At 63.4% G+C, this 21,336-nt stretch carries 24 protein-coding genes and 1 pseudogene; 17 read left to right on the forward strand and 8 right to left on the reverse strand.

The window, feature by feature from the left end; all coding sequences use genetic code 11:
- Positions 1 to 2 precede the first annotated feature (2 nt).
- Both lptG and lptF read right to left on the reverse strand, forming a co-directional pair.
- Positions 3 to 1,091, reverse strand: a complete 1,089-nt coding sequence (lptG, locus tag Amn_RS09890; RefSeq protein ID WP_067964059.1) for an LPS export ABC transporter permease LptG — start codon at positions 1,089 to 1,091, stop codon at positions 3 to 5.
- Entirely contained in the window at positions 1,088 to 2,287 is a 1,200-nt protein-coding gene (gene lptF, locus Amn_RS09895) for an LPS export ABC transporter permease LptF (protein ID WP_067964057.1), read from the reverse strand. The genes lptG and lptF overlap by 4 nt, the downstream gene beginning before the upstream one ends.
- 303 nt (positions 2,288 to 2,590) lie before the next feature.
- Between lptF and Amn_RS09900 the strand changes: the two genes are divergently transcribed.
- Together Amn_RS09900 and Amn_RS09905 are read left to right on the forward strand one after the other, a co-directional pair.
- Positions 2,591 to 4,099 (forward strand): leucyl aminopeptidase, encoded by a 1,509-nt coding sequence (locus Amn_RS09900; RefSeq protein WP_286296639.1) that lies wholly within the window; start codon positions 2,591 to 2,593, stop codon positions 4,097 to 4,099.
- A gap of 86 nt (positions 4,100 to 4,185) precedes the next feature.
- Entirely contained in the window at positions 4,186 to 4,635 is a 450-nt protein-coding gene (locus tag Amn_RS09905; protein WP_286296643.1) for a DNA polymerase III subunit chi, read from the forward strand.
- 74 nt (positions 4,636 to 4,709) lie between these two features.
- Here the strand turns inward: Amn_RS09905 and Amn_RS09910 are convergent, their stop codons facing one another.
- The gene (locus Amn_RS09910; RefSeq protein WP_083948638.1) at positions 4,710 to 4,961 is read right to left on the reverse strand and encodes a carboxymuconolactone decarboxylase family protein; all 252 of its coding nucleotides are present in this window, start codon (positions 4,959 to 4,961) and stop codon (positions 4,710 to 4,712) included.
- 312 nt (positions 4,962 to 5,273) lie between these two features.
- On the opposite strand from Amn_RS09910, the gene Amn_RS09915 reads away from it, so the two are divergent.
- Together Amn_RS09915 and Amn_RS09920 are read left to right on the forward strand one after the other, a co-directional pair.
- A complete protein-coding gene (locus Amn_RS09915) occupies positions 5,274 to 6,251 on the forward strand; it encodes a DUF2971 domain-containing protein (protein ID WP_157097137.1) in 978 nt (325 codons plus the stop codon).
- Positions 6,251 to 6,373 (forward strand): annotated as a pseudogene (locus Amn_RS09920) (DNA polymerase III subunit chi); the annotation flags it as partial. The gene Amn_RS09915 and the pseudogene Amn_RS09920, both read left to right, overlap by 1 nt.
- A gap of 75 nt (positions 6,374 to 6,448) precedes the next feature.
- On the opposite strand, the gene Amn_RS09925 reads toward Amn_RS09920, so the two are convergent.
- On the reverse strand, positions 6,449 to 6,937 hold the full coding sequence (locus Amn_RS09925; protein WP_286296646.1) for a carboxymuconolactone decarboxylase family protein: 489 nt from the start codon (positions 6,935 to 6,937) through the stop codon (positions 6,449 to 6,451).
- 86 nt (positions 6,938 to 7,023) lie between these two features.
- Here Amn_RS09925 and Amn_RS09930 point away from each other — a divergent pair, with 86 nt between their 5' ends.
- The 6 genes from Amn_RS09930 to Amn_RS09955 all read left to right on the forward strand — a co-directional run bounded on the left by Amn_RS09930 (position 7,024) and on the right by Amn_RS09955 (position 11,269).
- A complete protein-coding gene (locus tag Amn_RS09930) occupies positions 7,024 to 7,704 on the forward strand; it encodes a TetR/AcrR family transcriptional regulator (protein ID WP_286296648.1) in 681 nt (226 codons plus the stop codon).
- Between the two features lie 57 nt (positions 7,705 to 7,761).
- Positions 7,762 to 8,397, forward strand: a complete 636-nt coding sequence (locus tag Amn_RS09935; RefSeq protein ID WP_286296650.1) for a hypothetical protein — start codon at positions 7,762 to 7,764, stop codon at positions 8,395 to 8,397.
- Positions 8,394 to 9,254: a 23S rRNA (adenine(2030)-N(6))-methyltransferase RlmJ gene (locus tag Amn_RS09940; RefSeq protein WP_286296652.1), complete on the forward strand. Its 861-nt coding sequence runs from the start codon at positions 8,394 to 8,396 to the stop codon at positions 9,252 to 9,254. Before Amn_RS09935 ends, Amn_RS09940 begins: the two co-directional genes overlap by 4 nt.
- Positions 9,255 to 9,307: 53 nt before the next feature.
- Positions 9,308 to 9,751, forward strand: coding sequence for a hypothetical protein (locus Amn_RS09945; RefSeq protein ID WP_286296654.1), 444 nt, complete (start codon positions 9,308 to 9,310; stop codon positions 9,749 to 9,751).
- Positions 9,752 to 9,767: 16 nt separating this feature from the next.
- A complete protein-coding gene (locus tag Amn_RS09950; protein ID WP_286296656.1) occupies positions 9,768 to 10,559 on the forward strand; it encodes a ribonuclease T2 family protein in 792 nt (263 codons plus the stop codon).
- 110 nt (positions 10,560 to 10,669) lie between these two features.
- The gene (locus Amn_RS09955; protein ID WP_067966846.1) at positions 10,670 to 11,269 is read left to right on the forward strand and encodes a glutathione S-transferase family protein; all 600 of its coding nucleotides are present in this window, start codon (positions 10,670 to 10,672) and stop codon (positions 11,267 to 11,269) included.
- 50 nt (positions 11,270 to 11,319) lie between these two features.
- Here Amn_RS09955 and Amn_RS09960 read toward each other — a convergent pair whose 3' ends face one another.
- Positions 11,320 to 12,195 (reverse strand): alpha-1,2-fucosyltransferase, encoded by an 876-nt coding sequence (locus Amn_RS09960; RefSeq protein WP_286296659.1) that lies wholly within the window; start codon positions 12,193 to 12,195, stop codon positions 11,320 to 11,322.
- 458 nt (positions 12,196 to 12,653) lie between these two features.
- On the opposite strand from Amn_RS09960, the gene Amn_RS09965 reads away from it, so the two are divergent.
- A complete protein-coding gene (locus tag Amn_RS09965; RefSeq protein WP_286296663.1) occupies positions 12,654 to 13,388 on the forward strand; it encodes an FkbM family methyltransferase in 735 nt (244 codons plus the stop codon).
- A gap of 234 nt (positions 13,389 to 13,622) precedes the next feature.
- On the opposite strand, the gene Amn_RS09970 is transcribed toward Amn_RS09965, so the two are convergent.
- Positions 13,623 to 14,282 (reverse strand): outer membrane protein, encoded by a 660-nt coding sequence (locus tag Amn_RS09970; RefSeq protein WP_067964021.1) that lies wholly within the window; start codon positions 14,280 to 14,282, stop codon positions 13,623 to 13,625.
- A gap of 416 nt (positions 14,283 to 14,698) precedes the next feature.
- Here Amn_RS09970 and Amn_RS09975 point away from each other — a divergent pair, with 416 nt between their 5' ends.
- The 6 genes from Amn_RS09975 (at position 14,699) to Amn_RS10000 (ending at position 19,896) form a co-directional block, all read left to right on the forward strand.
- A complete protein-coding gene (locus tag Amn_RS09975) occupies positions 14,699 to 15,463 on the forward strand; it encodes an SDR family oxidoreductase (RefSeq protein WP_154385102.1) in 765 nt (254 codons plus the stop codon).
- Positions 15,460 to 17,544 (forward strand): excinuclease ABC subunit UvrC, encoded by a 2,085-nt coding sequence (gene uvrC, locus Amn_RS09980; RefSeq protein WP_154385103.1) that lies wholly within the window; start codon positions 15,460 to 15,462, stop codon positions 17,542 to 17,544. The genes Amn_RS09975 and uvrC overlap by 4 nt, the downstream gene beginning before the upstream one ends.
- 105 nt (positions 17,545 to 17,649) lie before the next feature.
- Positions 17,650 to 18,246: a CDP-diacylglycerol--glycerol-3-phosphate 3-phosphatidyltransferase gene (gene pgsA, locus Amn_RS09985; protein ID WP_154385104.1), complete on the forward strand. Its 597-nt coding sequence runs from the start codon at positions 17,650 to 17,652 to the stop codon at positions 18,244 to 18,246.
- Positions 18,247 to 18,250: 4 nt separating this feature from the next.
- A complete protein-coding gene (gene moaD / locus Amn_RS09990) occupies positions 18,251 to 18,505 on the forward strand; it encodes a molybdopterin converting factor subunit 1 (RefSeq protein ID WP_154385105.1) in 255 nt (84 codons plus the stop codon).
- A gap of 4 nt (positions 18,506 to 18,509) precedes the next feature.
- Entirely contained in the window at positions 18,510 to 18,977 is a 468-nt protein-coding gene (locus tag Amn_RS09995; RefSeq protein ID WP_154385106.1) for a molybdenum cofactor biosynthesis protein MoaE, read from the forward strand.
- A gap of 151 nt (positions 18,978 to 19,128) precedes the next feature.
- A complete protein-coding gene (locus Amn_RS10000; RefSeq protein ID WP_286296670.1) occupies positions 19,129 to 19,896 on the forward strand; it encodes a YbaY family lipoprotein in 768 nt (255 codons plus the stop codon).
- Positions 19,897 to 20,125: 229 nt separating this feature from the next.
- Here Amn_RS10000 and ndk read toward each other — a convergent pair whose 3' ends face one another.
- Together ndk and Amn_RS10010 are read right to left on the reverse strand one after the other, a co-directional pair.
- Positions 20,126 to 20,548 (reverse strand): nucleoside-diphosphate kinase, encoded by a 423-nt coding sequence (ndk, locus tag Amn_RS10005; protein WP_286296672.1) that lies wholly within the window; start codon positions 20,546 to 20,548, stop codon positions 20,126 to 20,128.
- Between the two features lie 74 nt (positions 20,549 to 20,622).
- On the reverse strand, positions 20,623 to 21,315 hold the full coding sequence (locus Amn_RS10010; RefSeq protein ID WP_286296674.1) for a glutathione S-transferase family protein: 693 nt from the start codon (positions 21,313 to 21,315) through the stop codon (positions 20,623 to 20,625).
- Positions 21,316 to 21,336 lie beyond the last annotated feature (21 nt).

Raw genomic sequence — 21,336 nt, forward strand, 5'->3', positions numbered from 1 at the left:
AACTAACCGTCCTCTTTATAAAGCAGGAACGTCACCCCGAAAAACATTGCGACCACTACTGGAAACCACGCCGCAATATAAGTCGGCACGAATCCCGCATTGCCAAATGCTTTGACCAGAACCGAAACGACATAAAGCAGAAAGCCGGCGACGACGCCACCCAGAATCATCGTTGCCGACTGCCCCATACGTGCAAATCGCATCGACACTGTTGCAGCAATGAGCGTCATTGCAACCAAAAGGAAGGGCAGGGCGACAAGTGAATGAAATTGCATGGCGAATGCGTTGGCCCTGAGGCCGAAGGAACGCGCCACTTCGATCTTCGACGGCAGCTCGAAGAAGGGAATCGTTTCGGGCCGCGCCAGCCGTTCCTGGACGAATTCGGGCTTCAGGTTGGTGGGCACCTGATCGACCGGCTGGGAGGTGAAATTCTTGCCGCCCTTCATGCTGCGGACATTGACCAGTTCCCAGTGGCCGTCACGCAGATAGGCGCGCTCGGCGTCCTTGCGTTCGACCATGTCACCCTTGTCGTCGAAGATGAAGAACACCGCGTCCGACAGCTCGAGACCCTGGTTGAGCACGGCGCGGGCGCCGATGATGACTTCGGTGCCCTCGGCCTTCTGGCGCAGCCACGGCGCCGAGAACGCCGAGACCGAATTGGACTGGCGCGAGCGCAGCTCGGATTCGATGGTTTCGGAATGCGAGAAGCCGTAAGCGGCGATCGGGTTGAGGATGCCGACGGTGACCAGGCCGAACAGCAGCGCGCCGATGCAGCAGGGCAACAGGAACTGCCAGGCCGAGATGCCGGCGGCGCGCGCGATCACCAGCTCATAACGCCGGTTGAGCGAAACCAGCGTCGCCATGGCGCTGAACAGTGCCACGAACGGCACGGTCTGTTGCATGATCATCGGCACGCGCAGGGCCGAAACGGTCATCGCGATCGAGAACTTGAAGCCGGGCAGGCCGCCGACATTGCTCGAGAATTCGGTGACGTCGATGATGAAGATCAGCGCGTAGATGCCGATGAAGAACCACGTCGTGATGACGGCGTAGCGGATGAGGAAATAGCGGCCAAGCGTCCAGCCCATCATGCCGCTCCCTGGCCCGAAGCGCGGCCGGTGAGGCGCTGGCGGAAGGCGGTGAAGCCGTCGCGCAGCCGTGCGGCTGCCGCTGCCATGCGGTCGGCGACCGAAACCGGCAGCTCCATGCTGCGGTGGTTGCGGATGAACCACAGCGCAAACAGCGAGGCGCCGATGGGAATGGCGTAGACGACATAGCCGATCCAGGCGAAGGCTTCGGCCTTGCTGTTGGCGAAGAAGCCGAGCCAGCGGAAGAACAGGGCGATCGCCACCGTGGTGACAAGCGGATGGATTCGGGCCTCGCGGTGCGAGCGCGCGTCGCCGGCGACGGCAAGCGCGATGAAGGCGAAGGCGATCGAATAGAGCCAGTCGGAGAAGCGGCGGTTGAGCTCGGCGTCGAACAGGCGCGGGTTGCGCTGGTAGAATTTGTCGCCGTGCTGGGGCTGCATCAGATAGGACGTCGAGCGGTCCTTCGGCTGCATGGTGACTTCGTTGGCGGCAGCGGAAAACTCACTGAGATCAAAGGCATAGGAGTCGAAGCTGATGACCGAGACTTCGCCGCCCGGCGCCTTGCGGTGGATGACGCCCTCATTCATCACCAGCATCTGCTTCTTGTTGCGTTCGATGAACGAGCCGTCCTTGGCATAATAGACGAGGTCGACATTGGGCTCGCGCGAATCGGCGACGAAGATGCCGCCCAGCCCGCCATTGGGCAGGCGCTCGCCGACCTGCACGAACAGGCCATCGTCGACCTTGCGGAAGGTGCCTTCCTGGATGATCAGCGACAGAAGGTCGGCGCGCGAGGTCGCGATCAGCTCGCGGTTGCGCTGGCGCGCCATCGGGTTGGCGACGTTGTCGACGATGAAGGAAAACATCGCCGCGCAGACCGCGAGGATGATGATCGGCCGGATGACGGTGAGCCGCGAGGCGCCGGCGGCATTGAGGATCACCAGCTCGGAATCGCTGTTCATCGTGCTCAGCGTCAGCGCCACGGCGATGATGACGGCAAACGGCACGACGATGGGAATGACCGTCGGCAGGATCAGGGCCGCGACCTCGAAGAAGGTCAGCGCCGACTGGCCGCTGTCGGTGACGAGGTCGATGCGACCGAGCACCTGGGTGGTCCAGACGATCGCCAATGTCCACGTCAACGCCGCGATGAACACCGCGAACGCACGACGCAGAATGTAGCGCTCAACAACCTTCATCGATGATCAGGATTCCGTGTTTCCGACTTGGCCGGCCGACTGTCGTCGCGTGGCCGGTGGGTGTCCAAACTATAGTCCAAGGCATGCCGGCACAACTGCCGTCAGCACCGCCAACACTTTCTCCCGCCATTCGGACTCTCCTAGCCAATGGCTAAGAAACGCCGAACGGAAGTGGTTAACACGAGGTTTCCGAACAATTTTCAGCTTTAATCATATCGGGCCAACATGACGGGAGGCTTGCCAAACCGGCGAAAACGACGAAATGTCGCGCACCATCTGAACGGGATCCGAAAGCGGGATATCATGACTTCTAAGCCGTCGATCAGTTTTGCCAAGCCGGGCACGCCCAAGAAGGGCACCGTCATCGTCTTTTCCGCCGACGAAGGCGGGCTGAGCGATGCGGCGCGTGCCAACGATCCGGCCAAGGCGCTCGATCGTGCGTTCCCGGTCGCCGACTTCAACGGCAAATTCGGTGGTGTGGTCGAGGTGCTGGCGCCCGAAGGCACCGCCGTCGACCGGCTCGTGGCGATCGGTACGGGCAAGGCGGCGTCGCTCGACGATCATGCCTGGCTGAAGCTCGGCGGCGTGGTCGCAGCGCAGCTGCGCAAGGCAACCGAAGTGGCCGTGATCCTCGACATTCAAGGCGTCACGACAGATGGCGCGGCCGCGGCCGGCATCGCCTCCGGCATCCAGCTCCGCAGCTACAGCTTCGACAAATACAAGACCAAGAAGGACAATGGTGACAAAGGGGGCGACGGCAAGGCCGAGGACAGGAAGCCGGCCAAGATCACCATCCATTGCGCCGATCCGGCTGCCGCCAAGAAAGCCTTTGCCGACGCCGAGGCCGTCGTCGGCGGCGTGCTGCTTGCCCGCGACCTGGTCAACGAGCCGGCCAACATCCTCGGCCCGGTCGAGTTCGCGGCTGAAGCCAAGGAGCTCGAAAAGCTCGGCGTCAAGGTCGAGATCCTGACCGAGAAGGAAATGAAGAAGCTCGGCATGGGCTCGCTGCTCGGCGTTGCCCAGGGTTCGGTGCGTCCGCCGCGTCTGGCGGTCATGCAGTGGAACGGCGGCAAGGCCAAGGACAAGCCTGTCGCCTTCGTCGGCAAGGGCGTGACGTTCGATTCGGGCGGCGTGTCGATCAAGCCGGCCGCCGGCATGGAGGACATGAAGGGCGACATGGGGGGTGCTGCAGCCGTCACCGGCCTGATGCATGCGCTCGCCGCCCGCAAGGCCAAGGTCAATGTCGTCGGCATCATCGGCATCGTCGAGAACATGGTCGACGGCAACGCCCAGCGTCCGGGCGACATCGTCACCTCGATGTCGGGCCAGACCATCGAAGTGCTCAACACCGACGCCGAAGGCCGCCTCGTGCTGGCCGATGCGCTGTGGTACTGCAACCAGCGCTTCGAGCCGAAATTCATGGTCAATCTGGCGACGCTCACCGGGGCGATCATGGTGGCGCTTGGCCAGAGCCATGCCGGCCTGTTCTCCAACAATGACGAGCTCGCCGAGCGCCTGACCGTCGCGGGCACGGCGACGCAGGAGAAATTGTGGCGCATGCCGCTCGGCTCGGAATACGACAAGCTGATCGATTCCAAGAATGCCGACATGAAGAATATCGGCGGCCGTTATGGCGGCTCGATCACCGCGGCGCAGTTCCTGCAGCGCTTCGTCAAGGACACGCCCTGGGCGCATCTCGACATCGCCGGCACCGCCATGGGCGCGCCGAGCAACGAGATCAACCAGTCCTGGGGTTCGGGCTACGGCGTGCGGCTGCTCGATCGCCTCGTCCGCGATCACTACGAGGGCTAAGGCCCAAGTCCAGGCAACCGCGCGTCGTCAGTGCGGTTGCCTGGGAAGCTTCACCCGCGACTGGAATTGGGGCATAGCATTGCCTCATGGCTGAAGTCCTTTTCTACCACCTGACCGAATCGACGCTCGAGGATGCCTTGCCGGGCCTGCTCGAGCGCAGTCTGCAGCGCGGCTGGAAGGCGGTGGTGCAGTGTGGCAGCGAAGAGCGCCGCGACGCCCTCGACCAGCATCTGTGGACTTTCCGCGACGATTCGTTTCTCGCCCACAGCAGCGACCGCGAGGCGCACGCCGCCGACCAGCCAGTGGTGCTGACGGTGACGGAAGCCAATGCCAACGCCGCCGAGATCCGATTCCTCGTCGATGGTGCTGCGCCGCCCGACATCACGCCCTATCAGCGCGCGGTGTTCCTGTTCGACGGCCATGACGCCGCCCAGCTCGAAGGCGCGCGCGAGCACTGGAAGACGATGAAATCAGCCGGCCACACGGTGACCTACTGGCAGCAGGGCGCCGACAAGCGCTGGGAGCGCAAGGCCTGACAGCCAGGCGGGCGCGGCGCACAAAAAGCGCGGCGCACCTGACGGGCCGCCGCGCCGCTGCCGAAGCCGGTAGGTTACTTGGCAGCGCTTTTCTCGCCGCCGAGATCCTTCTTGAAGGTCTCGAAATCGACCTGCATGCCGTTGAAGATGGTGCTCCAGTGGCGCGTCAGCGCCGCCATGGCGACGGCTTCCTGGATTTCTTCGGGCGAAGCACCCGCCTGTTTGGCGCTCTCGGTGTCGGCCCAGATGCAGTGGCTGCACGGGATCTGTGCGGCGGCTCCCTGCCGAACCCATTCAGCGATGAGCGCCACGGCATGCCGCAGCATGGGATGGCTGCAATTATCTGGTAAACTGTTGAACGGCTGACACCTGCCTTGGCGGCTACTTCAGTAGCTCCTTTCTCGGACAGATACATTTCGATGATTTGCAACATGTTCGCCGGCCAGCAGGGCGTTTGATGTTTCTCGCTATACCAGTTCTGGTTCGTTGATGAGAACGGACAGATACACGCCAGCTGCTTTGTAGCCAGTTCCTGTTGTCTCTAGGACAATGATCCTAGTTTATCGGTGTTGGTGTTGCGAGGCAGCAATTTGCAGGTACAGTTCGCCCCCTAGAGCAGGGTCTAGTGGGGTGCGATGATGACTGTCGCCAATGACGACGTGGGGCTGCGCCTAGAATCTCTTCTTTGGTCGCGAGTGAAGGAGCAAAATAGGAGGATATTAAAGAATAAGAGCAAGATACTGGTGCACTATACGTCCTCAAGTACGCTTCTAAACATCCTTCAGAGGCAGGAGGTGTGGATGAGAAACGCCAGAGGGATGAACGATTTTAGTGAGATAAGATACGCAAGAAAATTGTTTTTATCTTACTTCCTAGATCAAAATAGACGGGCGGTTTTCGCAAAAGCGTGTAACGACTGTCACAAGAACTCTTTTGTGTCTCTTTCAAATTTTTTTGATGGGAATATTTCATACGTTGAGAATCAAACCTATATCACCTGCCTGTCGATACACGATAAGAAGAAGGATGCAGGCGGACGTCTTTCAATGTGGAGAGGGTATGGTGGCGGTGCTGTCGCTGCTGCTGTTGTCATCAAGAAGCATTCGGTGATGAATCTGCCCTTCGGGATAATTGGAGTAAAGGTAGAATATCCTGATGAGAAGGGATTTTTCGAATCGATTGATGAGATCAAAGACTATTTAATAATGCACAAGAATGCATTCTCGTCGGTTCCTGCTGATATATTTATAAAATTTATTGTAGCAAAATTGCAGATTATACTGTCTACGACAAAGCATCCCGGATTCAGAGAAGAAGAGGAATGGCGCTTACTTTACATGCCAAACATGTTCAAATCAGATCCACTGGAGGCTCTCAAAGCACAGGCCGCACCGAAGGGAATACCTGAAACAATTTACAAGATACCAATTGGGAAAGCACTTGGGCCTCAGGCAGTGGCCACCGTTGATGAATTGGTTGAGCAGGTAATTATCGGTCCGTGTGCAGAAGTCGACCTAGCTATCTTGGCTATCAAGGATGCGCTCAATGAAGCAAAGCACCGAAGGTGGGACAAGGTGGTTAGATCGTGTGGAATACCTTATCGGGAGCGCATTTAGAGGGCCATGACGCGGCCCAGCTCGAAGGCGCGCGCGAACACTGGAAGACGATGAAAACAGCCGGCCACACGGTGACCTACTGGCAGCAGGGTGCCGACAAGCGCTGGGAGCGCAAGGCCTGACAGCCAGGCGGGCGCGGCGCACAAGAAAGCGCGGCGCACCTGACGGGCCGCCGCGCCGCTGCCGAAGCCGGTAGGTTACTTGGCAGCGCTTTTCTCGCCGCCAAGATCCTTCTTGAAGGTCTCGAAATCGACCTGCATGCCGTTGAAGATGGTGCTCCAGTGGCGTGTCAGCGCCGCCATGGCGACGGCTTCCTGGATCTCTTCCGGCGAAGCACCCGCCTGTTTGGCGCTCTCGGTGTCGGCCCAGATGCAGTAGCTGCACGGAATCTGGGCGGCGACGGCAAGCGAGATCAGCGCCTTGGTCTTCGGCGGCAGGGCGGTCTTGTCGCTGAGCTCGATCGCCTTCAGCTCCGCCCAGGCGCCGGGCAGGCCCGCCCTCGGGAACTGGCTGATGAATGCGGGCACTGTGCCCATCGTCTTCTGGATGTCCTTGACTGTCGCGTCATAGTCGTCGGCAACAGCGGGCAGGGGCATTGCGGCAAGCGAGATGGCAAGGCTAGCTGTACCGGCCAGGACCGTCATCGAGCGGCGGAACGAGGCGAAGATGGATGCATATGCGGGCATGACTTCCTCCTCTGGATCATTTTTCCCTTACGGTGTAAGGTACGCGAATTGATGATCCTTACAGTGTAAGTTGTCAAGGCGAGCGGATGGACAGGGCGATCAACAAAAAGCGAGCGAAGCTGTCGCGCGACATGATCGAGCGGGCCGCCTTCGAGGTCATCGAGCGCGAGGGCCTGGGCGGCTTTTCGATGCGCAAGCTGGCGCAGGCGCTCGGTTGCGAGGCGATGAGCATCTACCATCACTATGCCTCGCAGGCGCATCTGTTCGAGGCGCTGGTCGAAAGGCTGGTCGGCGAGTTGCAGATCCCGCCGCGTGAACTGCCCTGGCGGCAGCGGGCACGGGCTGTCGTGGGCGATTTCCGCGCCATCGGGCGCGCCCATCCGGCCTTCGCGCCGTTCCTCGTCACCTACCGCATGAATTCGCCCAAATGCCTGGCCTGGCTCGACGGCGTGCTCGGCGTGTTCGAGGATGGCGGCTTCGGCAAGGAGCGCGCCGCCCGGCTGTTCCGCGCGGTCGGTTATTATCTGATGGGGGCGATCCTCGACGAGACGGCAGGCTACGCCAGGGGCGCCTCGGCGGTGACTGTTGTCGACGACGCGCAATTGCGGCGCGACTATCCCAATGTCGCTGCGGCCGGCCCGTTCTTCACCGTGGCCGCGTTCGACAAGACCTTCGACCTCGGGCTCGACATGCTGCTCGACGAGATGGAGCGGGAAGTTGCCTCGCATGGCCGGGCGACCCTTTCCGCCACGCCGCAAAAGCCGTAGTACGAAAAAATCGCCCGGTCGGGGCGATTGCTGTTTCGGTCCAGAGTAACGAGCGACATGCGGTTCCTGTTTCTGATCATCCTGCTTGCCGGCACCGGTCTCGGCATCCTGTATCCCTGGGCGGCGACCAATTTTGCCGGCCGCGAGATCGGCACCTACCGCGCCTATGACCGGTCAGGCGGCTATCGTCCGGTCGAGGTCGCGCTGGCGTCGAGCGATGCGCCGGTGCGTGTGCTGGTGGATCTGACCACGCTGGCGCCGCCGCAGGTCAATCCGGCAAGTGCCGTCTTGACCATCACCGCCTCGACGCGCGGCCAGACCGTGCTGGCCGAGGCGCTGAATTTTTACGACACCACGCCGCGCGAGCGCAGCCCGCAGCTGCCCGATCCGGTGTTCCGCGACGATGCCGGGCTGATCCGCGAGGTCCAGCCGGGCAGCTACCGCTTCGTCATCGAGCAGGGCGACGCCGACAACATCCAGATCCAGCGCGTCGATCTCATCTTGCGGTCGGGCGGCCTCGAGGTCGACCAGCGGGCGCAACCGATCGGGCTGTCGCTGATGGCCATAGGCTTTGTCGGCCTGGTGCTGTCCTTGCGCCGCAAGAAGGACAGCCGGCCCGACAATCCCAACTCCCGGCCGCCCAATTCGCCACCTCCTGCGCCGCGCTGGGGCAGGGACGCCGACAGGTCATGAACTATCGCCACGCCTATCATGCCGGAAACTTTGCCGACGTGGTCAAGCACGCCGTGCTCGCCCGGCTGGTCGACTATCTCAAGCGCAAGGACAAGGCGTTTCGCGTCATCGACACCCATGCCGGCATCGGGCTCTACGACCTCGGATCGGAAGAGGCCGAAAAGACGGGCGAGTGGCATGACGGCATCGGCCGCCTGATCGAGGCCCGATTGCCCGCTGACGCCGCAGCTCTGCTGGCGCCCTATCTCGACGCAGTCAGGGCCGTCAACGCAGAGGGCGGCATCTCGCGCTATCCCGGCTCGCCTGTCATTGCGCGGCATCTCATGCGCAAGCAGGACCGCCTGTCGGCGATCGAACTGCACCCCGAGGACGCAAGGACGCTTGCCCAGCACTTCGAAGGCGACTTCCAGACCCGCGTCACCGAGCTCGACGGCTGGCTGGCGCTCGGCGCGCATCTGCCGCCCAAGGAAAAGCGCGGCCTGGTGCTCGTCGATCCGCCCTTCGAGATCGGCGGCGAGTTCGACCGGCTGGTCGAGGGCCTGAAGAAGGCGCACCGGCGCTGGCCGGGCGGCATCTTCGCCTTGTGGTATCCGGTCAAGGACCGCAAGGCGGTAGCGGCGTTCCGTGAGGCGCTTGGCGATGCCGGCATCCCCAAGATCATGGACATCGAGTTCTACATCAGGCCGCCCTCGGCCGAGCCGCGCCTCGACGGCACCGGCATGGTGGTGGTCAACCCGCCTTACCAGCTCGAAGCCGAGCTCAACACCATGCTGCCGGCGCTCGGCAAGCTGCTGGCCGAAGGCCCCGGCGCGCGCTGGTCGGTCGAGTGGCTGGCGGGCGAAGACGCCGCTTCTTGACCGCGAAGCGGCGACACCGCAAACTGCGCGCCACAAGCCTTGGAGTGGGAACCATGAGTCGCGTCGCCAGCACCATCTTTGCCGTTATGATCGGCCTCGGAACGGCCCTGTCGGGCGCGGGCTCCGCGCAGGCAGCCGACCTCTCCGTCGGCGCCGACTATTCCGATCCGGGCATCTGCGGCAACGCTGCCGTGCTCAACCGCATCACCAGCCGTTTCAGCTACCAGGTCCGCCACGTGCCGAACCTGCCTGAGGTTGCCATCACCGATTTCCAGCGCATCCACGAACACCGCTACGAGCCGGCCGACGAGAACCATCCGATCGGCCGCCGTTATTGCGGCGCGACAGTGGTCCTGTCCGATGGTGCTGACCGCGACATCTGGTACCTGATCGAGGAGGGCATGGGCTTTGCCTCGATCGGCGACAATGTCGAGTTCTGCGTCTCCGGCTTCGACCGCTGGTATGTCTATAACGGCCGCTGCCGCGTCCTGCGCTGAGGCGAGCCGGGCTGACATGATCCGCAATCTCGCAAAGGCCGCGCTGACAGCTGCGGCCTTTGCCTTGCTGGCGGCCTGTGCGCCGGCCGAGCAGTCGCAACCCGCCGACAAATCTGCCACCGGGGCTGCCGACAAGGCTACCACTGGGGCTGCCAACAAGCCCGTCACCGGGCCTGCCGGCAAGCCTGCCACCGGGCCTGCCACCGGGACCAGCGACGCGGCTGTCCCGCGTGGACAAGGGTTCGACTTCTATGTGCTGGCTCTGTCCTGGTCGCCGAGCTATTGCGAGGCCGAGGGTGAACAGGCCAACGGCCAGCAATGCCGCGCAGGCCGCCCCTATGGCTTCGTCGTGCATGGCCTGTGGCCGCAATATGAGCGCGGTTATCCCGAGAACTGCCCGACAAACGTCAGCGACGTGTCAAGCGACAGGCTGCACGGCCTCTACGACCTGATCCCCTCGGCCGGCCTGATCCGTCACCAGTGGCGCAAGCATGGCACCTGCAGCGGGCTTGGCCAGGACGACTATTTCAAGGTCTTGCGGGCGGCCCGCGACAGAATCGAAATTCCAAAGGAATTCAAGAGCCTGGCCAGCTATCGCACGCTGGCGCCCGGCCAGGCCGAGCGTGCCTTCCTGCAATCCAATCCCGATATGCCGGCCGATGCGGTCGCGGTGACCTGCGACCGCCGCTATCTGCGCGAGCTGCGCATCTGCATGGGCAAGGATCTCGCCTTCCGCGCCTGTCCCGAGATCGACCGCCGCGCCTGCCGGCTCGACAAGGTGGTGATGCCGCCGGTGCGCGGCCGCTGATTTTTGCCCCTGATTCTGGCGGACTCCGATTTTGGCGCCCTGATTCCGGCAGCCGGATGTTGCCGGAACAGCACGTGCTGATATGGTCGCCGGCGCAAAAGGGGACCTCCATGCCGAAACTTTTCTATTCTCCCGCTTCGCCCTACAGCGGCAAGGTCCGCATGGCGGCCGCTTATGCCGGCATTCCAGTTGTAACAGTCACCGTCGAGACCGGCCCGCAGCCGGCGCTTTTGACCGACGCCAATCCGCTCGGCAAGATCCCGGTCTGGATCACAGATGACGGGCAGAGCATCTATGACAGCCGCGTCATCACCCAGTACCTGAACCGGCTGTCCGGCAACAAGCTGTTCCCGCGCAACGCCGACAAGCGCCTCGATGCCGAACGCCTGGAGGCGCTGGCCGACGGCATCTGCGATTGCCTGCTCGCGATCGTCTACGAACGCCGCGGGCGTCCGGAAGAGATCATTCACCAGCCCTGGATCGACAAGCAGTGGTCGAAGGTGACGCGCGCGCTCGACCTGCTCAACGCCAATCCGCCGAAACTGCCCAAGGCGATCACCACGGGCCAGATCGCGCTCCGGGCGGCGATCGGCTATCTCGACCTGCGCTTCCCCGGCAAGTGGGAGAAGGGCCGCCCACGCCTCAAGCGCTGGGCCGCCCGCTTCGACGAGAAATTTCCCGAGCTGAAGGCGATCGTCCCGCAAGGCTGAGAGCCTGCGGCCGGAGGCGGTTGCTCAGCCCTTGTGCTCAGGCCTGGCGCTCAGCCTTGATTGGACAAGGGCAGCCAGCCATCGGGCAGGATGTCGGGATTGCTGGCCTTGGGATCGGCAAACCACGACGCCGGCCCGATGACGATCTTGTCGGGCGACGGGTTGAGCCAGGCGCCCCACCAGGAAAAGCTTGAGTTGGCGATGATGTGATGGCGGCAGGCGCTCATCAGGCGCATGTCCTCATAGTCGGCGTCGCGGCCATTATGGCCCATCACGCGTTTCTCGACAGGGAAGGCGAGGTTGTCGCGGGCCCAGTCGGGATCGTCGGAGAAGACATAGATGACCGGCTCTTGCGGCATCTTCGAGATCATCTGGTCCACGGCCTTGGCGTAATACTGCTTGGAGCAGGCGGCAAACAGCGCCTGGTTCTCCGGCAGAAGATAGTCGCCGCGCCGGACATGCAGCGAGATCGCCGGACAGGCGGCGATTGCCGCGAGGTGTTTGGCGTTCTCCGGGCTGGGCGGCGTGACGATGCGGAAATCGTTGGCGATCACCTCGATGCAATCGGCGAAATAGCACTCCGACTGCCAGTAGCCGTCGAGCCAGAGATTGCTGCGCGGGGAAAGCATCGCCGGATCGAAGCCGAGGCCGTTCTCCCTGACCCGGGTCGGGAAGCGTCCTGTCGCGTGCCAGAGATAATAACGCAGCCGCTCTTGCCTCCGCCGTGGCGGCAGCGTGCCTGAGGTGACGGCCGGGCCGATGTTGAAATGGCCGAGCCGGAAGCTCACCGAGGGCGAGCTGTCGAACCACCTGGTGTCGAGCACAAGCGCGCTCCGGCTGCGCAGCGCCATGGCGCGGCCCATGGCGAACTGGAACATCTGGTTGCCAAGGCCGCCATAGATGGTGCTGACGATGCTCTTTTTCATCGGTGTCGGTCGCTGCAAATCATGCCGCTTAGTGCCAGCGGCGGAAACGGAAATCAAATTTGAAGCGGCGGATGTTGTGGCAGATGGAAAACGGCAGGGTGGTCGTCTTGGTGATGATTGCCGAGCGCGGCCTCCTCGCTTCGTCATCCCAGAGGCTTGACCCGAGGATCCATGCCGTGAGGGTGACGAAGGCTAAATAGGGTGTAGAAGAGCACACGTCCTACACCGCCTGCGCGCCGCTGCAACGTCACGGCATGGATCCCAGGGTCTCCGCGACGGAGCTGCGCTCCTGCTTCGCCCTGGGATGACGAAGGACGGGGGCGTCGCCGAGGGTCGCAAGCACGGGCCGCCGACCAAGCTTATGCACAGCCGTCTCGCCGCCGCTGTATCCAACCGGCAATGTCTCGTCTAATGGGCGATCGAGGCAGGCGTTGTCGCCAGCCAGCACAGGGTCAACAATGTTCCGACAGTTACTCGGCCAGTTTGGTGTTCTCGAAAGGCCACGCGAGCCGCTCGTGCTGCTGCGCGAAGGTTTGTGCGCGCGCCTCGGGCTGAAGAGGGCGATCCACGTCGGCGCCCATTATGGCGAGGAGCGTGATGCTTACGAGGCGCTCGGACTGACCGATGTGTTGTGGGTCGAGGCCTCGACAGGCGTCTACCAGGAACTGGTCGAGCGCCTGGCAAAGCCGAGCGGGCACGGCACGCGCCATGTCGCGGTCAATGCCTTCGCTTCCGACAAGGCAGGCGACGAGGTCGTGCTGCGCCAGTTTAGCAATGAGGGGGCTTCGAGCTCGATCTTCGCGGCGACGGATCTGTTCCGTCAGACCTGGCCTCAGGTCAGCGAAACCGGCGGTTCCGAAGAGGTCGGCACCGACACGCTCGATCACATCGCGCTGGTCAACCGCTTTGAGAACGCCGACCTTGTGGCTGCCGACGTGCAGGGGGCGGAACTGCTGGTGCTGAAGGGCGCGACCGGCCTGCTGGCGCAAGCCAAGGCGGTGATCGTCGAAGTGTCGTTGCAGCGCTTCTATGACGGCGGCGTGCTGCAGCCGGAGCTGCGCCGGTTCCTCAGGCAGCACGGCTTCATCGAAGTCAGGCGCCCGCCGAACCATGGCGACCAGCTGTTCCTGCGCAAGAGCCTGTTCGGCCCCATCCGCCGCCTCAGCGACAGCCTCCGAGAGCGTCGCGGCTAGCGCAATTTCAGGAAAAGGGTACAGCGGTTTTCCCAGGGAATTGTGCAAAAACAAGAGGATGGAGAGATCCCACGCTTCGAAGAAAAGCGGAAACGCTCTGGCTCCCGTAGCGACGCCCCGCCGGGAAAAAAAGACAACAAAAAAGCCGGGCGTGAGCCCGGCTTCAGACTGCTGACAAACCCCTGGGAAGCCGGGCGTGAGCCCGGCTTTTTCGTGTGTGCTGATCTCTGGAGATCAGAACTTCATACCGACGCCGAACTGGATGCGGTGATCCTTGTTCGAGATCTCGGTGTTGCCTGCGCCCAGCGCGAAGGTGTCGGTGCCGAGGTCGGTGTAGCGGTACTCGACGCGGCCGAAGACCTGCTCGGTGAGCTTGACGTCGGTGCCGACGCCGGCGGTCCAGCCGAGCATGGTGTTCTTGTCTTCGATGCCGCCCTGCGTTGCCTTGACCTGTGCGCCAGCACCACCGGCGGTGGCATAGAGCAGGATGTCAGGGGTCACGACATAGCCGAGACGGGCGCGCAGCGAGCCTTCGAAGCCGTTCTTGACCGAGGTGCCGGCATTGTCGCCTTCGACGCCGCTGTAGCCGAGGTCGCCTTCGGCGCCGAGGACGAAGTTGTCCATCTGGTAGTTGTAACCGGCGAACGCACCGCCGAGGAAGCCGCTGGTGCTGATCTTGTTGCCGGCAGCGTCGGCTTCACCGCTGAAGCCGTAGCCGAGCGTCACACCGGCATAGGGGCCGGACCAGGTGTTGAGCGGGGGCTGTTCCATCGGCGCGGCAGGTGCCGGCGGCTCTTCCATGACGACGTCGGCAGCGAACGAAGGCATCGAAGCCAGCGCGACCAGGCCGAACGCCGCAGCGAGCGGACGAGCGTGCTTGAGAATGGCAGTCATTGTTTTACTCCTTAAGCCAACGATACACTGGCTCTTTTTCAACTGGCGCCCCTAGCCCGTCCGGGGGGGAGAAACGGGCTGGGCGCCGAACGGTTCCGAATGTCGGGTCGAAATGCGGCTGAACCGAACCTGAAGTTGGGTGATTGCCCGGCGCAAATGAGGCTGAAGCGTGACGTTGCATCGCTGCAACAGCCGTGTCAGGAGCTTTGCCAGTCCTCTGCCTGAAGCCGCTTGGTACAAGGCGTTGGCCGTTCTATATCTCGCATGCAAGCCTGCTTCGCGGGCATGATTTGAGGCGGTATCCCGGGCATTCGCCACATTGCCGCCGGATCGATGAACGGCTTTTTACAGAGGTTACCAAGGGGTAGCCGAAAGCTGCCCGCGCGGAAGCTGGCAGACAGCATGAGAGGACTGGGATGGCTGAGATGGCGGGCAATGTGCTGGTGACGGGTGGGGCCAAGCGCATCGGCCGCGCCATCGTCGAAGACCTTGCCGCGCATGGCTTCGGCGTCGCCATCCATTGCAATCACGCGCGTAAGGCCGCCGACGATCTCGCCGCCACTATCAATGCTGGCGGCGGCCGCGCCGCCGTCGTGCAATGCGACCTCGCCGACATGGCCGATGTCGACGGGCTTGTCGCCGATGCCGCGGCAGCGCTCGGCCCGATCTCGCTTCTGGTCAACAATGCCTCGGTGTTCGAGGTCGATTCGGTGACCGATTTCGACTGGGAGGTGTGGGACAGGCATTTCGCCCTGCATGTGAAGACGCCGGCGCTGCTGGCCAAGAACTTCGCCGCCGCTTTGCCCGAGGGGACGGACGGCCTGATCGTCAACATGATCGACCAGCGCGTGCTCAAGCCGACACCGCATTATTTCTCCTATTCGCTGTCGAAGGCGGCGATGTGGGCGGCGACCAGGACGATGGCGCAGGCGCTGGCGCCCAGGATTCGCGTCAATGCCATCGGCCCCGGCCCGACGCTGCCGAGCGCGCGCCAGGATGCGGCAGCCTTCGCCGCCCAGCTCGACGGGCTGATCCTCAAGCACGGTCCCGCCCTCGGCGAGTTCGGCGCCACCATCCGCTATCTCTGGCAGTCGCGCTCGATAACCGGCCAGATGATCGCGCTGGACGGCGGCCAGCATCTTGCCTGGCAGACGCCTGACGTGACAGGCATGGTGGAATGAGTCCACGTCATTCCGATACCGGCACAAGCCTCCGCAAGGGCGGCAAGGCTGCCGAAGACATGCCCGAAGCCGAGCTCGATGACGACGAGGCGGCGGAAGAGATCGTCGCAGCCTCCGGTCCGGACCTGCCTTTCACCGCCATAGACTGGACCGCGCATGCCGGCGATGCCGACGGCATGGTCGGCGCCGAGGTAATCCAGACGCTGGTCAAGCGGCTGCCCAATGCGCCCGGCGTCTACCGCATGATGAATGCCGCGGGCGACGTGCTCTATGTCGGCAAGGCGCGCAGCCTGAAGAAGCGCGTAACCAACTACGCGCAGGGGCGCTTCCACACCAACCGCATCGGCAAGATGGTGCGCGAGACGGCGACGATGGAGTTCGTCGTCACCCGCACCGAGATCGAGGCGCTGCTGCTCGAAGCAAACCTGATCAAGCGCCTGAGGCCACGCTTCAACGTCCTGATGCGCGACGACAAGTCGTTTCCCTACATCATGCTGACCAGCGACCACACGGCGCCCGGCATCTACAAGCATCGCGGCGCGCGCTCGCGCAAGGGCGGCGACTATTTCGGCCCGTTCGCCTCGGCCCAGGCGGTCGGCCGCACCATCAACTCGCTGCAGCGCGCCTTCCTGTTGCGCAGCTGCACCGACAGCTTCTTCGACAACCGCACGCGGCCGTGCCTGCTGTTCCAGATCAAGCGCTGCGCCGGACCCTGCACCGGCGAGATTTCGCGCGAGGGCTATGACGAGCTGGTGCAGGAGGCCAAGGACTTCCTCTCCGGCCGCAGCCAGAAGGTGAAGACGGAGATTTCCGGCCAGATGCAGCAGGCGGCCGAAGATCTCGATTTCGAGCGCGCCGCCATCTATCGCGACCGCCTGGCAGCACTTTCGCATGTCCAGAGCCACCAGGGCATCAACCCGCAGACCATCGACGAGGCCGACGTCTTTGCCATCCACCAGGAAGGCGGCCAGACCGGCATCCAGGTGTTCTTCTTCCGCACCGGCCAGAACTGGGGCAACCGCGCCTATTTCCCCAAGGCCGACCCGTCGCTGGAGGCGGCCGAGGTGCTCGGCTCGTTCCTGGCCCAGTTCTATGACGACAAGCCGTCGCCGCGGGCGATCCTTCTGTCGCATGCCGTCGAGGAGCAGGAACTGCTGGCCGAGGCGCTGTCGACCCGCGCCGGCCACAAGGTGGCGATCTCGGTGCCGCAGCGCGGCGAAAAGAAGGACATTGTCGACCATGCCGTGCAGAACGCCCGCGAGGCGCTCGGCCGCCGGCTGGCGGAAACCTCGACCCAGGCACGGCTGCTCGAAGGTTTTGCCCAGACCTTCGGGCTGGACAAGCCGCCGGTGCGCATCGAGGTCTACGACAACTCGCACATCATGGGCACCAATGCCGTCGGCGGCATGGTGGTCGCCGGCCCCGAAGGCTTCGTCAAGAACCAGTACCGCAAGTTCAACATCCGCTCGACCGACATCACCCCCGGCGACGATTTCGGCATGATGCGCGAGGTGATGACGCGGCGCTTTTCGCGGCTGCTCAAGGAGCATGGCGGCGACCAGCCAGGGGCGGACGAGGCCGCCATGGATCAGGATGCGGGTATCGAGGATACGGGCGCGTTTCCGGCCTGGCCCGACGTCATCCTGATCGACGGCGGCCAGGGCCAGATGACGGCGGTGCGTGCCATGCTGGCCGAGCTCGGCATCGAGGACCGCGTGGTGGCGATCGGCGTCGCCAAGGGCCAGGACCGCGAGGCCGGACGTGAGCGTTTCTTCGTCAGGGGCAAGGAGTCGTTCTCGCTGCCGGTGCGCGACCCCGTGCTCTATTTCGTCCAGCGCCTGCGCGACGAGGCGCACCGCTTCGCCATCGGTTCGCACCGGGCGCGGCGCAAGAAGGAAATGGTCAAGAACCCGCTCGACGAGATCGGCGGCATCGGCCCGAGCCGCAAGCGCGCGCTGCTGTTGGCCTTCGGCACCGCCAAGGCGGTCAGCCGGGCGGCCGTCGACGACCTGATGGCCGTCGAAGGCATCTCGGAATCCATCGCGCGCCTTGTTTACAACCATTTTCACGATAATGGGTGATCAACGGGAATTGTCGTCCGGCGCCTGCCCGGGCTATCTCTAGACAGTTGACCCCCAAGCCCGCCTTCTGATTTCACTACGGCAGACGAAAGAGCATAAGAAACCATGGCCCAGCGCGCATTCAATCTGCCCAACATGCTGACCTATGCCCGCATTCTTGCCGTGCCGATGGTCGTGCTCTGCTTCTTCCTCGAAGGCCGGCTGCAATCGTCCGACTTCGCCCGCTGGAGCGCGCTGGCGATCTTCGTCATCGCCAGCATCACCGACTATCTCGACGGCTATCTGGCCCGCGCCTGGAAGCAGACCTCCAACATCGGCCGCATGCTCGACCCGATCGCCGACAAGCTGCTTGTCGCCACCTGCCTGCTTTTGCTCGCCGCCGACACCGACAATCGCGGCGGCATCGCCGGCTGGTCGCTGTGGGCGGCGATCATCATCCTGTGCCGCGAAATCCTGGTCTCGGGCCTGCGCGAATACCTTGCCGCACTCAAGGTCAGCGTGCCGGTGACCCAGCTGGCCAAGTGGAAGACGGCGATCCAGATGGTGGCCATCGCCTTCCTGCTGGCCGGCCCGGCCGGCGACAAGATCTTTCCGCTGACCACCCAGATCGGTCTGGTGCTGCTGTGGATCGCCGCCCTCGTCACACTCTATACCGGCTATGACTATTTCCGTGCCGGCCTGAAGCACATCATGGACGAGTGAGATCATGACCAAGCTCATCTATTTCGCCTGGGTGCGCGAGCGGATCGGCAAGGCCGAGGAAGAGGTCGAGCTGCCGACCGAGGTCAAGACGGTCCGCGACCTGTTGTTGTGGCTCAAGTCGCGCGGCGAAGAGTTCGAAAGTGCTTTGCAGCATCCCGAAGTGATCCGCGTCGCGATCAACCAAGAACATGTCGATCACCGCGAAGAGATCGGCCGCGCGCGCGAGATCGCGCTGTTTCCGCCGATGACGGGCGGCTGACCCAATGAGCGTCGTGCCTGTGGTGCGCATCCAGGCCGGCGACTTCGACGTCGCCGCCGAGATCGCGCGGATATCGGCGGGCAGGGCGGATGTCGGTGCCGTCGTCACCTTCAGCGGCCTCTGCCGCGACGAAGCCGGCACGCTGGCAGCACTCGAGCTCGAACATTATCCCGGCATGGCCGAGGCCGAGATCACCCGCATCGCCCAAGAGGCTCTGGCGCGCTGGCCGCTGGCCGGCATCACCGCCATCCACCGCTTCGGCAAGATCAGGCCGGGCGAAAACATCGTGCTGGTCGTCACCGCCTCCAGGCACCGGCAGGCGGCCTTCGACGCCGCGAATTTCCTGATGGACTATCTCAAGTCGCGCGCCCCATTCTGGAAGAAGGAACACCGTGTCGACGGCAGCGAGGGCAACTGGGTCGACGCCAAGGACAGCGACGAGGCGGCTGCCGCCCGCTGGGCGAAGTCCTGAGCGATGCCGGCCGCGATGTCACGTCGCGGCCATGGAACGACCTCATTCCCTGTTATTCACTGTCGAAACGCCAGGTTGATGCCGGGCGCGCGGTCACATTCTTTGTCTCGGCAAGATTGATCGTTTTGGCAACACGAACCAGGAGGCTGCCTTGCTTGGTAAGCTCGCGGAATTCCTCATTTTCGGCATGACGCCGCTGCTGGTCGGCATGATGGCCGTCCCCACTCTGGCAACGGCTGACGAAACGCTTGTCACCGGCGAGGTGCTGTATCGCGAACGCATCGCCTTGCCTGCGAATGCGGTGCTCGAGGTGCAGCTTGCCGACGTCTCGCTCGCCGACGCGCCGGCGAAGATCCTCGGCGCGCAGAAGATCGATCCGGCGGGCCAGGTGCCGATCAGGTTCGCCATCCCCTTCGATCCCACCGCAATCAAGACCAACATGACCTACGCGCTGCAGGCGCGCATCAGCGTCGATGACCAGCTCTGGTTCATCAACGATGTGCGCCATGCGCTCGATCCGCTGACGGCGGGGCCGCAGACCATTGTGGTCAAGATGGTCCGCCAGTCCGGTGCGGCCGAAGAGCTCACGATCTTCGAACGTGACTGGGTCGCCGAGGCGATCGACGGCGCGGCCGCCCACGACAAGGCCAGGCCGACATTGCGCATCGGCAAGGACGGCAAGGTCTCCGGTCGCGGCGGCTGCAACGGCTTCTTCGGCAGCGCCAAGGTCGACGGCGACAAGGTGGCCTTCGGCCAGATCGGCTCGACCGAGATGGCCTGCGAGCAGGCGGTGATGGACCAGGAGCACAAATTCCATCAGGCGCTGGAGCGCACTGCCAGCTTCAGGATCGTCGAGGGCAAGCTTGTGCTGGCCGACAAGGACGGCAAGGACATCGTGCGTTTTACTGCCGCAAGCTGATTGAATCAGTTTGGCAACGGATTGAATCTGTTTCGCCTGATATGCGGCCAAGTCATTGAAATCCTTGGCCGGCAGGCGAGGGGCGGAGACCCAAGGAAAAAGCCGGGGCGCGCTCGCATCCCGACTTTTCGATTCCGGATCAGTGGCCCAAACAGAAAGGCCGGAGCGTGCGCCCCGGCCTTTTTCGATTCTGGATCAGCGGCTTGACGCCTGCTGTTGATCGGCTGGATCAGCCGACGATTTCGGTGCCCGAGAACCAGTAGGCGATCTCTTCAGCGGCGGTCTCGGGGGCGTCCGAGCCGTGCACCGAGTTTTCGCCGATCGACAGCGCGTGGACCTTGCGGATGGTGCCTTCGGCAGCGTTAGTCGGGTTGGTGGCGCCCATCACTTCGCGGTTCTTGGCAATGGCGTTCTCGCCTTCGAGAACCTGCACGATCGTCGGCGCCGACGACATGAACTCGACCAGCTCGCCGAAGAAGGGGCGTTCCTTGTGCACGGCGTAGAAGCCCTCGGCTTCGCGGCGGCTCATCCAGACGCGCTTCGAAGCGACGACGCGCAGGCCGGCGTCTTCGAGCATCTTGGTGATGGCGCCGGTCAGGTTGCGGCGGGTTGCGTCCGGCTTGATCATCGAAAATGTGCGTTCGATCGCCATGTCTGGTCCTTGTGATCTCTGGGATTTGCAGTGTGGCGGGCTCTATACAGGCCGCCCGCCGCATTGCCAAGGGGCTAGGCCGCCGCAGCCACGCGGCCGGCAAGGCCGTCATGGAGCTCAAGGCAACGGCCGAACCAGGCAGCGATCGGGTCGGCCGCGTCGAGCAACTGGTAGGGCGTGGCGATGCGGGCCCATTGCAGCGCGCCGAAGACGATGTAGTCGGCAAACAGCGGACCGTCGCCGCCGATCCACGGCTGATAGCTAAGCATGCTGCGCAGCGGTTCGAGCGACGCCCTGAAGCTCTGCAGCCCGGCATCGCGTGCCGCGCTGACCTCTTCCAGCGTCTTGCCGAAACGCGCCTCGCGGCTCTCCCGGAAATAGGCGGCGTTGGCCGCGTCCTGCATGCCGTGAAGGGCGGTCAGCGCGGCAGCACCGACATAAGGATGGATGGTCAGCTGCGACCAGCGCTCGATGAAGCGGGCATGGGCCTCGCCGCCGGCGCCTGCAAACAGCGACGGCCGCCCGGGATAGGCCTGTTCGAGATAAAGCGCGATGGCGAAGGAATCCGATGTCACATGATCGCCGTCGCGGATGACCGGCACGGTTTTCGACGCGCCGCCCTCGACCGAGGGCACCTCGAGGAAACGTGTCGGCATGCTGCGGAAGTCCAGCCCCTTATGGGCAAGAGCCATCGCCGCTTTCCAGCAATGCGGGCTGAAGGGGCGCGTCATGTCGCTGCCGACGAGGTCGTAGAGGAGAATGGTCATTGGCGGCTGTTCCTGAAGGGC

It is taken from the genome of Aminobacter sp. Y103A, assembly GCF_030294925.1.
Lineage (GTDB): Bacteria > Pseudomonadota > Alphaproteobacteria > Rhizobiales > Rhizobiaceae > Aminobacter > Aminobacter ciceronei.

Coding starts and splice junctions, on each gene's coding strand:
- lptG (WP_067964059.1), bottom strand. CDS start 1,091: ATGATGGGCTGGACGCTTGGCCGCTATTTCCTCATCCGCTACGCCGTC.
- lptF (WP_067964057.1), bottom strand. CDS start 2,287: ATGAAGGTTGTTGAGCGCTACATTCTGCGTCGTGCGTTCGCGGTGTTC.
- Amn_RS09900 (WP_286296639.1), top strand. CDS start 2,591: ATGACTTCTAAGCCGTCGATCAGTTTTGCCAAGCCGGGCACGCCCAAG.
- Amn_RS09905 (WP_286296643.1), top strand. CDS start 4,186: ATGGCTGAAGTCCTTTTCTACCACCTGACCGAATCGACGCTCGAGGAT.
- Amn_RS09910 (WP_083948638.1), bottom strand. CDS start 4,961: ATGCTGCGGCATGCCGTGGCGCTCATCGCTGAATGGGTTCGGCAGGGA.
- Amn_RS09915 (WP_157097137.1), top strand. CDS start 5,274: ATGACTGTCGCCAATGACGACGTGGGGCTGCGCCTAGAATCTCTTCTT.
- Amn_RS09925 (WP_286296646.1), bottom strand. CDS start 6,937: ATGCCCGCATATGCATCCATCTTCGCCTCGTTCCGCCGCTCGATGACG.
- Amn_RS09930 (WP_286296648.1), top strand. CDS start 7,024: ATGGACAGGGCGATCAACAAAAAGCGAGCGAAGCTGTCGCGCGACATG.
- Amn_RS09935 (WP_286296650.1), top strand. CDS start 7,762: ATGCGGTTCCTGTTTCTGATCATCCTGCTTGCCGGCACCGGTCTCGGC.
- Amn_RS09940 (WP_286296652.1), top strand. CDS start 8,394: ATGAACTATCGCCACGCCTATCATGCCGGAAACTTTGCCGACGTGGTC.
- Amn_RS09945 (WP_286296654.1), top strand. CDS start 9,308: ATGAGTCGCGTCGCCAGCACCATCTTTGCCGTTATGATCGGCCTCGGA.
- Amn_RS09950 (WP_286296656.1), top strand. CDS start 9,768: ATGATCCGCAATCTCGCAAAGGCCGCGCTGACAGCTGCGGCCTTTGCC.
- Amn_RS09955 (WP_067966846.1), top strand. CDS start 10,670: ATGCCGAAACTTTTCTATTCTCCCGCTTCGCCCTACAGCGGCAAGGTC.
- Amn_RS09960 (WP_286296659.1), bottom strand. CDS start 12,195: ATGAAAAAGAGCATCGTCAGCACCATCTATGGCGGCCTTGGCAACCAG.
- Amn_RS09965 (WP_286296663.1), top strand. CDS start 12,654: ATGTTCCGACAGTTACTCGGCCAGTTTGGTGTTCTCGAAAGGCCACGC.
- Amn_RS09970 (WP_067964021.1), bottom strand. CDS start 14,282: ATGACTGCCATTCTCAAGCACGCTCGTCCGCTCGCTGCGGCGTTCGGC.
- Amn_RS09975 (WP_154385102.1), top strand. CDS start 14,699: ATGGCTGAGATGGCGGGCAATGTGCTGGTGACGGGTGGGGCCAAGCGC.
- uvrC (WP_154385103.1), top strand. CDS start 15,460: ATGAGTCCACGTCATTCCGATACCGGCACAAGCCTCCGCAAGGGCGGC.
- pgsA (WP_154385104.1), top strand. CDS start 17,650: ATGGCCCAGCGCGCATTCAATCTGCCCAACATGCTGACCTATGCCCGC.
- moaD (WP_154385105.1), top strand. CDS start 18,251: ATGACCAAGCTCATCTATTTCGCCTGGGTGCGCGAGCGGATCGGCAAG.
- Amn_RS09995 (WP_154385106.1), top strand. CDS start 18,510: ATGAGCGTCGTGCCTGTGGTGCGCATCCAGGCCGGCGACTTCGACGTC.
- ndk (WP_286296672.1), bottom strand. CDS start 20,548: ATGGCGATCGAACGCACATTTTCGATGATCAAGCCGGACGCAACCCGC.
- Amn_RS10010 (WP_286296674.1), bottom strand. CDS start 21,315: ATGACCATTCTCCTCTACGACCTCGTCGGCAGCGACATGACGCGCCCC.